The 13,420-nt window shown below is 72.7% G+C and carries 6 protein-coding genes; 2 read left to right on the top strand and 4 right to left on the bottom strand.

The window, feature by feature from the left end; genetic code table 11:
* Positions 1 to 128 precede the first annotated feature (128 nt).
* Both WS92_RS16960 and WS92_RS16955 read left to right on the top strand, forming a co-directional pair.
* The gene (locus WS92_RS16960) at positions 129 to 1,061 is read left to right on the top strand and encodes a DMT family transporter (RefSeq protein ID WP_006026266.1); all 933 of its coding nucleotides are present in this window, start codon (positions 129 to 131) and stop codon (positions 1,059 to 1,061) included.
* Between the two features lie 485 nt (positions 1,062 to 1,546).
* Complete coding sequence (locus tag WS92_RS16955) at positions 1,547 to 2,839, top strand: sensor domain-containing phosphodiesterase (protein ID WP_059932742.1); 1,293 nt, start codon at positions 1,547 to 1,549, stop codon at positions 2,837 to 2,839.
* A gap of 277 nt (positions 2,840 to 3,116) precedes the next feature.
* On the opposite strand, the gene arfB is transcribed toward WS92_RS16955, so the two are convergent.
* Genes arfB through recC form a run of 4 tightly spaced genes read right to left on the bottom strand, consistent with a single transcriptional unit; the run spans position 3,117 to position 13,265 of the window.
* A complete protein-coding gene (arfB, locus tag WS92_RS16950; protein ID WP_006026263.1) occupies positions 3,117 to 3,521 on the bottom strand; it encodes an alternative ribosome rescue aminoacyl-tRNA hydrolase ArfB in 405 nt (134 codons plus the stop codon).
* Entirely contained in the window at positions 3,518 to 6,115 is a 2,598-nt protein-coding gene (locus tag WS92_RS16945) for an AAA family ATPase (protein WP_059932744.1), read from the bottom strand. Before WS92_RS16945 ends, arfB begins: the two co-directional genes overlap by 4 nt.
* Positions 6,112 to 9,924, bottom strand: coding sequence for an exodeoxyribonuclease V subunit beta (gene recB, locus WS92_RS16940; RefSeq protein WP_059932746.1), 3,813 nt, complete (start codon positions 9,922 to 9,924; stop codon positions 6,112 to 6,114). The genes WS92_RS16945 and recB overlap by 4 nt, the downstream gene beginning before the upstream one ends.
* Positions 9,921 to 13,265 carry an exodeoxyribonuclease V subunit gamma gene (gene recC / locus WS92_RS16935; RefSeq protein WP_059932748.1) on the bottom strand — a complete coding sequence of 1,115 codons (3,345 nt, stop codon included), beginning with the start codon at positions 13,263 to 13,265 and terminating at the stop codon, positions 9,921 to 9,923. The genes recB and recC overlap by 4 nt, the downstream gene beginning before the upstream one ends.
* Between the last annotated feature and the right edge of the window lie 155 nt (positions 13,266 to 13,420).

Below are 13,420 nucleotides of genomic sequence, written 5' to 3'. Positions count from 1 at the left end.
CTCGCGCGGCCCGGCCGGCGCGCGCATTCCCGAATCTTGCTGTTTCATCGCGGGCTGAAACGTCGCGCGATAACGCGGTGTAAGATGCTTGGCCGATCTTCCTTCGACCACCCAGTGTCCGATCCTCGATGAACATCAAGAACGCTTTCCTGCTGATCGTCCTCGCCGCGCTGTGGGGCGCATCGTTTCTCTTCATTCGCGTCGGCGTCACCGAGTTCGGCGTCGCGCCGCTGATGGCGCTGCGCGTCGGCATCGGCGCCGTCTTCCTCGTCGCGCTGATGCTCACGCGCTACTCGCCGCGCGAGCTTGTCGCGCTGCTGCGCAAGCACGCATGGCCGCTCTTCGTCGTCGGCCTGCTCAATTCCGCCGCGCCGTTCTGCCTGTTCGCGTTCGCCGAGCTCACGCTGTCGGCGGGCGTCACGTCGGTCATCAACGCGACGACGCCGCTCTGGGGCGCGCTCGTCGCCTATCTGTGGCTCAAGGATTCGCTGTCGCTGCCGCGCGCGCTCGGCCTCGTGATCGGCTTCGCGGGCGTGCTCACGCTCGTCTGGGACCAGGTGTTCTCGCCGCACGGCGCGAATCCGGCGTCGCCCGCGACGGCCGCGCTCGCCGCCGCCGCCGCGCTCGGCGCGACGCTGCTGTACGGCATCGCCGCGAACTTCACGAAGCGCAAGCTCACGGGCGTCGATCCGCTCGTGAACGCGACGGGCAGCATGGTAGGCGCGACGATCCTGCTGCTGCCGTTCGCGCTCGCGACCTGGCCCGCCGCGCCCGTCTCGACGCACGCATGGGGCTCGGTGCTCGCGCTCGGCATCGCCTGCACGGGCGTCGCCTATTTCATCTTCTTTTACCTGATCGCGCACATCGGGCCGGCGCGCGCGATCACCGTCACGTTCGTGATCCCGGTGTTCGGCATCCTGTGGGGCGCGCTCTTTCTCGGCGAGCATGTGTCGTTCGCGATGCTCGAAGGCTGCGCGATCGTGCTGCTCGGCACCGCGCTCGCAACCGGCGTGATCAGACGGATTCCCGGCGTCCGGCCCCAGCGGAACGAGGCGGCCTGACGGCGGGCGGCGGGCGGCGCGGCGACGGGTTCGGCGCATCGTCGGCAAGCCTCGCGCACAGTCACTTTTTTCGCCGGCCATTTGCACATCGATCGCGCCGCCCGGTGAGGCAGGCGGCGCACAATGCCGACGACTGCGCAATCCGTCGCATACGCGGCGGGCTCGCCCGCGAATCTGAACCGACTGGTGAGTCGGAATTGCTTCGATCGACGCGCGCACTGCGCTGCGTCGCGGCTCGGATGCCGCGCCGCACCGATCGTTGCGGCGCGGCATCCGCTTCATCCGCCACGCGACATTGCGACACCGGATTTAAGCGTATCCCCGATGCGCAAGACGCATCGACATTCGTTACACTCGATTAAATTCCCCACCGGAGGCAGAAATGACGCGTTTCGTCTTTCGCCGTGTGGTCCTCATCAGCGCTCGCGCGCCCGTCCGCCGCGCGAGGCGCGCCCTTTGCCGCTCGTCGCAGCGACGCTGACACCATGCCGAAAACGCAGGGGCTCTCCCCCGAAAGCCTGATTTCGCAGTTCGCACGCTGCGACGAAGGCTGGCGTGTGCAATATCACGACGTCACGCTGGCGAGCGCCTTTCAGCCGATCATCTCGATCACGCACAAGCGCGTCGTCGGCTACGAGGCGCTCGTGCGCGCGACCGACGCGAACGGCGCGCCGATTTCGCCGGACACGCTGTTCGCGCGCGCGCAGGCGCGCGGCGAGACGCTCCGGCTCGACCGGCTGGCCCGCTGCCTGCACGCCGCGAACTTCGCCGCGCAGGACACGGGCTCGTGCTGGCTGTTCCTGAACGTGCTGCCGCAGATGTTCGACGCCGACATCGCGCCGCGCGCGTTCATCGAGGCGCTCTGCGCGCACTTCGCGCTGCCGCCGACGCGCGTCGTGCTCGAGGTGATCGAGCAGCCGTCGCGCAACGAGGTCGCGCTCGCCCGCACGCTCGACATGATCCAGCACGGCGACTTCCTGATCGCGGTCGACGATTTCGGCACCGGCTTCTCGAACTTCGACCGCATCTGGCAGATCAAGCCCGACATCGTGAAGCTCGACCGCTCGATCCTCGAGCGCTCGCTCGCGGCGAGCGACGCGCACCGGATCGTCCATCATCTCGTCACGATGCTGCATCACGCGGGCACGATGGTGCTCGCGGAAGGCGTCGAAAGCGAAGACGCGCTGCAGATCCTGATGGATGCCGACGTCGACTTCGTGCAGGGTTTCTGCTTCGGCCAGCCCGATCCGTCGCTCGAGCGCGCGGGCCGCGCCGCGCCGGCGCGCATCGAGGCCGCGTGGCAGCGCTTCGCCGAGCGCGTGAAGGCGCGGCACGGCGACGTCGTGCCCCCCGGCTTCGACACGATCGAGCGCATCGTGCTCGCGGGCGCCGCCGACTATGCGCAGACCCGGGATTTGCGCGGCGCCGCGCAGCGGCTGCTGACGAACCCGATCGTGCGGCGCGTGTTCGTTGCGGAAGCGAACGGCGAGCAAGTGGAGCCGTCGGTCACGACCGAGACGCCGGACGCGCCGGACGCGCCGAGCGCGACGACACGGCGGCTCGCGCCGCTGCTGCCGGAGCTGCATTGCAACTGGTCGCGGCGCGCGTACTTCCAGCGCGCGGTCGCGGCGCCCGGACGCGTCGCGCTGATGGGGCCGCACTTCTCGCTGACGGACGGCCGCGACTGCTACACGGCCGCCGTCGCGATCCCTCTCGGGACGACGCTGAAGGTGTTCTGCGTCGACTTCGATTTTTCGTCGTACGGGAACGAGCGGTAGGGGCGGGGGAAGCGCGACGGGAAGCGGCGGCGCGTTGGCCGACGCCTCGGCCCGGGGGCTGCTCGTCAGGCGAGCGGCTCCCGCACGCGGAGCGGACGGGCGAGCAGGCGCGCGGCATCGACGTGCGCGTTTCTGTGTTTCTGCGCTTCCGTGTTTCTCCGCTTCCGCGCCGCCGTCACGCCAGGCGCAGTTGTTATCGTCCGAGCGGCGCCAACCGCACGCCTCCCCCGCGCCGCATGCGCCGCACACGCCCGAGCAAACGCGGCGGGCCGGCCATTCATTCGACGATCCTGCCGCGCCCGGATTTCACCTCGCTGCGCCGGCTCTTCTCGGCAAGCCGGCGCTCCTTCGACGCGCGCGTAGGCCGCGTCGAGATCCGCTTGCGCGGCGCGACGCCTGCGCTGCGAATCAGCGTGTCGAGCCGCGCGAGCGCGGCCGCGCGGTTCTTTTCCTGCGTGCGGTACTCCTGCGCCTTGATGACGACGACGCCTTCGCGCGTGATCCGCTGATCGGCGCGCGCGAGGAGCCGCGCCTTCACGTCGTCGGGCAGCGACGACGTGCGAATGTCGAAGCGCAGATGAATCGCGCTCGACACCTTGTTGACGTTCTGCCCGCCCGCGCCTTGCGCGCGAACCGCCGTCAGCTCGACCTCGTCCGGCGAGAATGCGTAGCGCAGCGTCATCGCGCGCCCTCCTGCCGGACGCGCAGCGCATCGGCGATCCGCGCGGCGAGGCCGGAGTCGCGCGCCGTGCGCGTCGCGATCGCAAGCGCGAGCACCGAGCGCGAGCCGATCACCTGCACGCGCGAGCGAGCGCGCGTGATCGCGGTATAGACGAGTTCGCGCGACAGCACGCGGTTGAACGACGCGGGCAGGATCAGCGCCGCGTCGTCGAACTCCGAGCCCTGCGATTTGTGGACGGTCAGCGCGAACGCCGTGTCGTGCGGCGGCAGCGCGGCGGGCGCCACCGCGCGCGCGCGGCCGTCCGCGCCGCGGAACCAGACGCGCAGCGCCCCGCGCGCGTCGGGCAGCGCAATGCCGATGTCGCCGTTGAAGAGTCCGAGCGCGTAATCGTTGCGCGTCACCATCACGGGCCGCCCGGCGAACCAGTGCGCGCCGAGCGCGAGCGGCACGCGCACCGCGCGGCGCACCTCGGCCGCGACGAGCGCATTGACCTCGTCCGCGCCGCGCGCGCCCGTGCGCGTCGCGCAGAGCACGCGAAAGCGGTTGAGCACGTCGAAGAGCGGCAGCGGATCGGGATCGGGCGCCGCGAGCGCGTCGCGCAACGCGGCCGCGTAGCCGGCGAAGCCTTGCGCGAGTTGCTCGACCGTCGCGGCCGACAGCGTCGCGCCGCCGTCGTCGCGGAAGCGCGCGGCCGCGTCGTCGGCCGTCGACAACGCATCGAGCGCGTCCTGCACGGCGCCGCGGCGGATCGCGAGCGACAGTCTGCCGATCGGCGAATCGAGGCCGAAGCGATAGTTGCGCTCGAGCCAGACGACGCAGTCGGTCAATGGCGCGGCGGAGGGAACGTCCGGTGACGCGGCCACGGCCGGGAGCGCCGACGTCGACGCTTGCGGTTCGATATCCGCCTCGGCGCGGGCAGCCGGCGCGCGGCCGGCAGGCGTGCGTGCGCCCGCGCCGGCTGCCGTTGCAGTCGCGGGGCGCTGCTCGCCAGATCCGGCATCCGTCGAAGCGCGTTCGGGCGACGAAAAGACCGCATTGTCGAGCCACTCGAGCTCGCCCGCTTCGATCCATGCGGCCGGCTCGGCGGAAGATGCGTCCCACGGCAAATCGGCGGGGATGGCTTCGCCGGCCTGCGCATGCATGTGCGTGGCAGTCTCGATGCCGGGCGCGTCCGGCGAATCCGGCCGGGCACGCGCGGGGAGCGCGTCACGCCGGCTGCGCGTGACGTCGGGCGATGCGCGGCCGTCCCGGTGATCGAGGTTCGGCCTCTCGACGCCCGGCATATCGACGCCCGATTCGTCCACGCCGAACGCGTCTTCATCGTCGAACGCGAACAGCGACCCCTGCGCATCGTCGACGCCCCGTTTCGAGTCTCGCCCGCCGCCGCGCCGGCCCGTGCGCGGCGCCGGCGCGCCGGCCGCCCCGCGCGCCGTCGCGCCGCTAGCGACCGAAGCCGCGCGTGCGTCCGGGCTCACGCCCGCGTTCGCCGCATCGGCCGCATCAAGAACAAATCCGTCCGGCAGCGCCGCCACGAACTCGGCCTCGCCGATGCCGAGCGCGCGCGCAATCGTCGCGCACGTCGCCGAGCTGAATCCGGGACGCGCGCTCAGCTCGGCAAACACCGCGCCCGCCTCGACGGCCGCGAGCTGATCCTTGTCGCCGAGCAGCACGAGGCGCGCGTTCCGCGCGAGCGCGTCGAGCAGGTGCGCGGCGAGCGCGACGTCGATCATCGACGCCTCGTCGACGACGACGAGATCGTACGGCAGCGGGTTGTCGCGGTGATGCGCGAAGCGCCCGCCCGGGCCGCCGCCCAGCAGCCGGTGCAGCGTATAGGACGTGCGCGGCAGACGCGTCGCGAGCGCGGCCGGCAGGCTGCCGGCGCGCGCGTGCAGCGCCTCCTGCATCCGCTGCGCCGCCTTGCCGGTCGGCGCGGCGAGCGCGATCCGCAAGTCCGGGTGCGCGTCGAGCAGGCACGCAATCACGCCGACGACCGTCGTCGTCTTGCCGGTGCCCGGCCCGCCGCTCACGATCGTCACGCGGCCCGTAAGCGCGACGAGCGCCGCGACGCGCTGCCAGTCGACGCCCCGCTCCTTCTGCGGCCCGAAATAGCGGACGAGCCGCTCGCCGAGCGCATCGGGCGCGAGTTCGCCGGCGCCGCCCGCCGCCGCGCCGCCGGACCGGGCGCGCGCGACGAGCGCGTTCGCGAGCCGCGTCTCGTAGTCGAAGTAGCGCGCGAGATACAGCCGGCCGTCGCGATCGACGACGAGCGGACACTCGGCGCCGCGCGCGATGCCGTCGAACGCGGTCACGCCGCTCGCGGCGAGCGCGTCGCGCACGTCGGCGAACGGCTCGTCGTAGCGTTGCGCGAGCGCGCGCAGCGACACGCAGACGTGCCCCGCCGCCGTTGCGCGGCTCGCGGCGAACGCAGCGCGCGCCGCCCAGCGCGCGGCCGCGGCGCTCGCGCCGACGCGGCGCGACAACATCCCGATCCGGCGCGCGAAGCCTTCGGCGAGCGCGAGCCCGAAATCGGCCGGCTCGGGCAGACGGTCCGCCAGGCCGCCCGTCCATGCGAAACGTTCGTCGACCACGCTCATGCGTCCCCCCCGCGCATCAGCGCGTCGAGCGCCTCGATCAGCGCGCGCGCGGGCCGCCGCGCATGCACGCCCGCGCTCGCGCCGCCGCTTCGCCAATCGGGGCGCACGCCGCGCACGAACAGGTACAGGTAGCCCGCGATGTGCGCGTCGTAGTCGTAGCCGCGCATCCGCACGCGCAAATAGCGGTGCAGCGCGACCGTATAGAGCAGCGCCTGCAGGTGATACGCGTGGTGCGCCATCGCGGCGTCGAGCGCTTGCTCGCCGTATGCTTCGGGCGTCGTGCCGAGATGATTCGATTTCCAGTCGACGATCCAGAAGCGGCCGTCGTGCTCGACGATCATGTCGATGAATCCTTTGACGAATCCGGCAAGCGTGCCCGCTTCGAGCGCGACGTCCGGATAGCCGTGCGCGGCGAGCAAGCGCCGCAATGCGTTGAAATCGAGCGCGGGCGCGGGGAACAGGAACGCCATTTCCGTCAGCCGCCGCGCCGGGTCGAGTGCCGCGAGGCGCATGCCCGGCACGAGCTCCGTTGCCGCGAGATCGGCGACGAGCCGCGTCATCATCGCGGGAAGCCGCTCGGCCAGCGCGAGCTGCGCCTCGACCGGGCGCTCGTGCAGCGCGCGCAGCGCGGCGGGCGGCCACGTCGACGCATCGGCGAAATTGCTCAGCTCGAGCAGCCGGTGCAGGCACTCGCCCGCCGCCGCGCCGCGCGGAAACGCGAGGATGTCGTCTTCGGCGGGCTCGCGCGGCGCGGCGGCGGGCGCTGGCGCGATCGCAGCGGCCGCGTCCGGCAGCTCGAGCGCGTCCGCGCCGAGCGCGGCGGCAAGCGCGTCGTGATCGGGGCGCATCTCGTCGTCGGCCGCGCGCGCGACGCCGCTCTCGTCGCGCGCGATCGCCGACGCGAGCGAGCTGAAGCTCGCGATCCGCCACGCGTCGCGCAGCCCGCGCGTCGCGCGCCGCGCGGCTCGCGTCGCACCCGCGTCGTGCCCGGCCGCGAGCGGCTCGCGATGCGCGGGCACCGGCAGCGCGCCGAGCGTCACCGGGCCGCCCGCGAGCGCCTGCCAGCGCTCGGCGAGCTCCGCGTCTTCGGGCGGCTCCTTCAGCCACGCATCGAAATCGCGGCCCGCGCCCGCGACGAGCCAGTTCAGCACGCTGCGCCGCGCCTCCTTCGTCGAGCGCGACGACTGATAGGTGCCCGCGACCAGATAGCACCGATAGACGGCGCGCGTGAGCGCGACGTAGACGAGCCGCGCGCGCTCCGCCGCCTGCTCGCGCACCGCCTCGCGCGACGCGCGCTCGGCCGCTTCCTCATCGCAACCGTAATGCAGCACCGCGCCGCCCGATTCGTCGTGGTACTCGCGCGCGTCGGGCAAGCCGGAGCCGGCCGGCTCGCGCAGCCCGCCATCGTTCAGGAACGGGCAGAACACAATCGCGTATTCGAGCCCCTTCGACTTGTGAACGGTGACGATCTGCACGAGGTTGCGGTCGGATTCGAGCCGCAACTGCGCGTCGTCCCCACCGCCTTCGAGGCGCTGCGCGGCAAGCCAGCGCAGCGTCGGCGCAATGCCCGGCTGCGCGGACGCGCGCGCCTGCGTCAGCTCGGCGAGATGATTGACGTCGGTCACGCGCCGCTCGCCGTCCGGCCCCGCCATCAGCCGCTCGGCGATGCGCAGTTCGTTCACGAGCGTGCGCCACATCACCGCGAAGCCGCGCTCGCGCCATAACAGCCGGTAGCGCGAGAAGCGCTCGACCCAGCCCATCGCGTCGGCGTCCGCCCCAGGGAGCGCCATCGCGCTCGCCGATGCGGCGCGCGCGCGGCCGTCATTTCCGCCTGCATCGCCCGAGGCGTCTTCGATGCCAGCCGGATCCGCGTCGCCCTGCTCGAGCCGCCAGAGCGCCGCCGCATCGAGCCCGAACCAGTCGGACGCGAGCGCCGAGCGCAGGCGCCGCAGGTCGCCCGGCGCGTCGATGGCCGCCAGCACGCGCTCGAGCTGCTCGGCATCGAGCGTCGCGAACACCGACGCCTGCGCGAGCTCGACGCTGCCGATCCCCCACGCGGCCAGCACGCGCTTCACGAGGCTGCCCTGCCGGTGCGTCTGCACGAGCACCGCGATGTCGGACGCGGCGAGCGGCGCGCCGCCGAGCGTCGCCGCATGCTCGCGCGCGCCGCGCATCAGCCGCGCGATCTCCGCCGCGCACGCATGCGCCGCGTGCCGCTGCGCGTCGCGCTTCGTCAGCGCGTCATCGCCGGCGGGCAGCGTCCAGACGCGGAAGTCGCCCGCGCCGGCGAGCGGATCGGCTGCGTCGACGAGCGGCGCGCGCACGCGCGAGCCGGCGCGCACCGGCTCGTAATCGAGCCCGTCGAGCACGAACGCGCGCGGGTTCGCGCTGAACACGCGGTTGCACGCATCGACGATCGCGGGCGTCGAGCGCTGGTTCACCGCGAGCGTGTAGCGCGCGGACGCCCGCGCGCGCGCGGCGAGATACGTGTGCAGATCCGCCGCGCGGAAGCTGTAGATCGCCTGCTTCGGATCGCCGACGAGAAAGAGCGGGCCGGCGGGCGCGAAGATCGTGTCGAAGATCGCGAACTGCAGCGGGTCCGTATCCTGGAATTCGTCGATGAGCGCGGCCGGATAGCGCGCGCGCAGCGTCTCGCGCAACCACGGATGCGCGTCGAGCGCGCGATACAGGTTCGCGAGCAGATCGTCGAACGACACGACGCGGCGCGTGCGCTTGCGCAGCGCGAGCTCGGCGGGCGCGGTGTCGAGCCATTGCTCGACGAGCGACAGCCAGCGCGCGCGCTGCGCGGCCTCGACCGCGGCGACGGCCGCCTCGAGCGCCTGCGCGACGTCGAAGAACGCGTGGCGCGGCGTCGCGCCGCCCTTTTTCGTCGCTTTCTCGAGCGCGGACTGCGTGAGCTTGAGCGCCGCGCGCGGCAGCGCGGCCACCGCGCTCGCCTGCTCGAAGTGGCGCGCCCACGCGTCGAGCGCCTCGCTCACCGCGTCCGGCTTGTGCGAGCGCTGATTCAATGACGATTGCGCATCGGCAAGCAGCGTGTCGAGCACGCCGCGCTCGTCGCGCCAGATCGCGGCCGCCGTATCGAAGTGCGCGCGCGCGGTGCTTTCCGCGCCGTCGTCTGCCGCGTGCAGTCCGTCCCAGCGCAATCGCGCAAGCGGCTTCTTCAGCCGCCGCGCGAGCTGCGCGTCGAGCGCCGCGGGCCCCGCGCCATATTCGACGAGCCACTCGGCGAACGCGGGATAGGCCGCCGCGACCGGTTCGACGCGCGTTCGCCAGAAGTCGGCGGCCAGCTCGAAGCGCAGCGCGCCGTCGTCCGCCTCCATCTCGAACGCGAACGGCATCGCCGCCGCGAACGGCGCTTCCTGCAGCGCCCGCTGACAGAACGCGTGGATCGTATGGATCGCCGCCTGATCGAATGCGCGCAGCGCGCGGCGCACGCGCTTCGCAGCCGTTTCCGGATCGAGGCCGCGCTCGGGCGCAAGCGTCGTCTCGAACAGGCGCGCGACGAACGGATCGCCGCCGTCGTCGCCCGTGTCGAGTGCATGCGCGAGTTGCGCGAGGCGAGCGCGAATCCGTTCGTGCAGCTCGGCCGTCGCCGCCTTCGTGAACGTGACGACGAGAATCTCGTCCGCGCCGAGATCCTTTTCGAGCAACAGGCGCACGTACAGCGCGCAGATGTTCCACGTCTTGCCGGTGCCCGCGGACGCCTCGATCTGGTTCACGCCGTCGAGCGGGCATGCGAAGACGTCGAGCTCGCTCGACGGCGGGCCGGAATGCGCGGCATGGCTCATGACGCCCTCCGCAGATGCTCGACGAGCGGATCGAACACGAGATGCGCGAGCGCGCCGAACGGTTCGTCGAGCGACGGATTCGCGCCGCGCCACGCGAGCGCGAGCGCCGCGTCGTCGGCCTCACTCGCGACGCGATCGTTGATCCACACGCCCGCCGCCTTCGATTCGCTCTCCGATACGAGCGCCCACGCGCTCCTCGGGAAAAACGCGAGCGGCATCCGGCGCCCCGCGCGGAACAGCGCGGCAAGCGGCGCGAGCTGCTCGAGCGGCGCGGCGACGGGCGCGAATTCGAACGTGTCGCCGGAGCCGAGCCACAGCGTGCGGCGCGGCCCGTCGGGATCGATCGTGCAATAGACGAGATGCGCGAGCCACGCGGACAGATAATCGCGCGCGCCCGGCCGCGCGTAGCGGTAGATCACCTGCCCCGCAGCCGTCAGCCGCGCGAGCGCGCCGTGCAGGCGCAATGGCTCGCGCGCCGCCGCCGCGGCGAGCGCGGCGTCGTGTTCGCCGAACCACGGTGCATCGCCCGCCACGGGCCACGCGGGCGCGACGTCGAACGCGAACGGCACGCGCGCCGCGCCATCGGCGAGCGCGCGCCGCACGTTGCCCGCGAGCTGCGCGAGCGCGTCGAGCTCACGGTCGCGCCGCACCGCGCCCGTCGCGCCGCCCGGCACTTCGGGGCTCGCGTCGGCGACGCGCAGCGCATGCTCGAACGCGGCCGCATCGGCCGTCTCGATCAAGAGCGGCAGCACGCGCTCGGCAAGCGCGTCGCTGCCCGCGTAATCGAGCTCGAACGGCTCGGTATCGACGAGCTCCGCCTGCGCGTCCGAGAGCGCGATGCCGAGCCGCGCGCGCAGCAGCGAGCGCGCCGGGTGGCGCCAGAAGCGCTCGAAATCGGCGAAGGCGACGGGCTCCGCGGGCTCGGCCGGTAGCGGTTCCGAAAAGAACGCGGACGCCTCCTCCCGCCCGCCTTCGGCGAGCAGGCGCGCGAGCGTCGCGCGCGACGCGTCGTACGTGAAGAGCGCGCCGCCCGGCGCGAAGTAGTCGGCCGAGAACGGCTGCAGCGGATGCTCGATCACGAACGCGCGGCGCGCGGCGTCGACCGCGGCGGGCGACGCGTCCGGCCCGGCCGCCGCCGTCGCCAGATGGTCGAGCAGTTCGTCGACGAGCGCGGCGGGCGGCAACGGCGCGTTGTCGCGGATGCTGCGGCCCGTGTACGCGATCAGCAGGCGCTCGCGCGCGGCGAGCAGCAGGTCGAGGAACAAATTGCGCTCGTCGTCGCGCCGCTGGCGGTCGCCGAGCTTCGCGAACACGGCCATCAGATCGAACTCGTCCGCGCGCGCAAGGCTCGGCAGCACGCCGTCGTCCATCCCGATCAGGCACACGATGCGATACGGCAGCCCGCGCAGGCTCGTCAGCGACGAGAACGTGACGCCGCCCCACGGCACGCCGCCGCGCGCCGGATCGTCGAGCGCGGCCGCGAGGCCCGCGCGCACGACGGCGGCCGGCAACTCGGCCCCGCCCGCGCCTTCCGCCATCGCGGCGAGCATCGCGTCGAGCGCGTCGCGCACGGCGGACAGCGCGTCGGCGAACGCCGGCCCCGAATCGAAGAAGCGCGCGAGCGCGTCGGCGAACACGTCGCCCCAGCCTTGCGGCGTCAAGTCGCGGGCGATGCGTTGCGCGAAACCGTCGAGGTCGTCGGTGAAGCGCGCGAGCCGGCCGAGCAGCTCGGCCTCGCCGCCTTCCGCGCCCGCGATCGGCAGCCACGCCGAAACAGGCGCCGCGCCGTCGGGCATCGCGTAGCCGAGGAAGAGCCGCGTGAGCGCATCGGCGAACGTGTGGCGCGGCGCGGGCACGGCGGCGTTCGGCGGCTCCTGCGCGTCGGGCGCGAGCCCGCGCCGCGCGCCCGACGCCGCGAGCCACGTCTGCACGGTTTCGAGCGCCGTCGCGTCGATTCCGTAGCGCGCGGCGATCGCGTCGGCGCGCAGCCACTCGACGAGCTCCGGCGCGCCGACGTTGCGCTCGGGCAGCGCGAGCCAGTCGAGCAGCACGCGCGCGACGGGATTCGCCTGCGATGGCGGCAGGCCGGTGATCCGGTACGGAATGCGCGCGGCGTCGGCGCCCGAAGACGTGCCGAACACCGCGTCGATGAGCGGCCCCGCCGCCGCGAGATCCGGCATCGCGACGAGCACGTCCGACGGCGCGAGGCTCGGGTCCGCGTCGAACCACGCGAGAAGGCGGTCATGCAGCACCTCGAGCTGACGCGCGAGGCTATGGCACACGTGCACTTCGACGCCGCGCTCGGCGGGCGGCGCGCCGAGCGCATCCTCGGGCTGCAGATCGAGGATCGCGTTCTGCACGCGCGCGAGCCACGTCGGCGCGGCGTTCTCCGCGTAGCGCGACGCATCGCTCGCCGCCGCGCTCTCGGTCAGCTCGTGCAGCATGTGCAGTTGCGCCTGCGTCTGCCTGCCCCATTCGGCGAGGAGCGGATGGCCAACCTGCTGATAGTCGAGCTGGTCCGCCGCGTCGAGCGACTCGGCGCGCGCGGCCGTGACGATGTCGAACCAGAATTCGCGGCACGGATTGAGCGCATAGATGCGCACGTCGATCCAGCGCGACAGCTCGCGCAACAGCGCGATGTGCAGCGGCGGCATCGTCGGCAGCGCGAACACGCTGACCGCATCCGGCCACTTCGCTTGCGCGCGCGCGATCACGTCGGGATCGAAGGCGCCGGCCTCGCGCAGGAACCGGTGCGCGGGCGGCATCCCGCTGTCGGACAGCTCCGCGAGCAGCGCGCGCCAGAGCGCGGCCTGCCACGCCTCGTCGTCGCGCGCGGCCTCGCCGCCGTGACGCGGCGCGCCTTCGAGCGCGAAGATCGATTCGCCGTCCCGCCACTGCGCGAGCCACTCCGGACGATACGTCAGGTAGTGGTCGAACACCGTCGCGATCCGGTGCGCGAGCTCGTGGCGCATCGGCGCATCGGCCGCGGCCAGATAGGCGGCGAGCCGCGGCGAGCCGCGCCACGGCGCCGCGCCTGCGTCCGACAGCAGCCGATAGCAGCGCCACACGAGACGATCGGGCGCGAACGGCGAATGCGCGGGCACCGTCAGCACTTCGCCGATCTGCGCCCACAGCCATTGCGCGAGATAGCTGAAGCGCACGTTCGCGCATACGCCGTGCCGCTTCGCGACGTCGAGCTCGAGCCGCCGGCTCAGCGCCGCGCTCGGCACGATCACTTGCTGCGCGGCCCAGGGGCCCGCGCCGTCCGACGCGAACGCAAGATCGTCGAGCAGCGCGTCGGCCAGCGTTTCGTGGCGGTTCGAGTAGAAGAGATGGAGCATGAAACCAGGTGAAGGACGCCGGGCGGACGCCCGGCCAGTCGAGGAGCCAAGGATAGCAAAGGGCGGCGGGCGCGAGAACCTGGCCGATCGGCCGATCCGGCGCGCGCCGCGATCGCGCGGCCCGTCTTGCGCCCGCGCGGCGGTCGGAGTCCGAA

The organism is Burkholderia sp. MSMB1588, from assembly GCF_001546925.1.
In the GTDB taxonomy this organism is placed as follows: Bacteria; Pseudomonadota; Gammaproteobacteria; order Burkholderiales; family Burkholderiaceae; genus Burkholderia; species Burkholderia humptydooensis.
Note: the sequence above shows the minus strand (reverse complement) of the source record. Positions and strands in the feature narration are given on the sequence as shown.

Bases quoted from the DNA above. Each gene is read 5' to 3' on its own strand.
- WS92_RS16960 (WP_006026266.1), top strand. From the start codon at position 129: ATGAACATCAAGAACGCTTTCCTGCTGATCGTCCTCGCCGCGCTGTGG.
- WS92_RS16955 (WP_059932742.1), top strand. From the start codon at position 1,547: ATGCCGAAAACGCAGGGGCTCTCCCCCGAAAGCCTGATTTCGCAGTTC.
- arfB (WP_006026263.1), bottom strand. From the start codon at position 3,521: ATGACGCTGCGCTACGCATTCTCGCCGGACGAGGTCGAGCTGACGGCG.
- WS92_RS16945 (WP_059932744.1), bottom strand. From the start codon at position 6,115: ATGAGCGTGGTCGACGAACGTTTCGCATGGACGGGCGGCCTGGCGGAC.
- recB (WP_059932746.1), bottom strand. From the start codon at position 9,924: ATGAGCCATGCCGCGCATTCCGGCCCGCCGTCGAGCGAGCTCGACGTC.
- recC (WP_059932748.1), bottom strand. From the start codon at position 13,265: ATGCTCCATCTCTTCTACTCGAACCGCCACGAAACGCTGGCCGACGCG.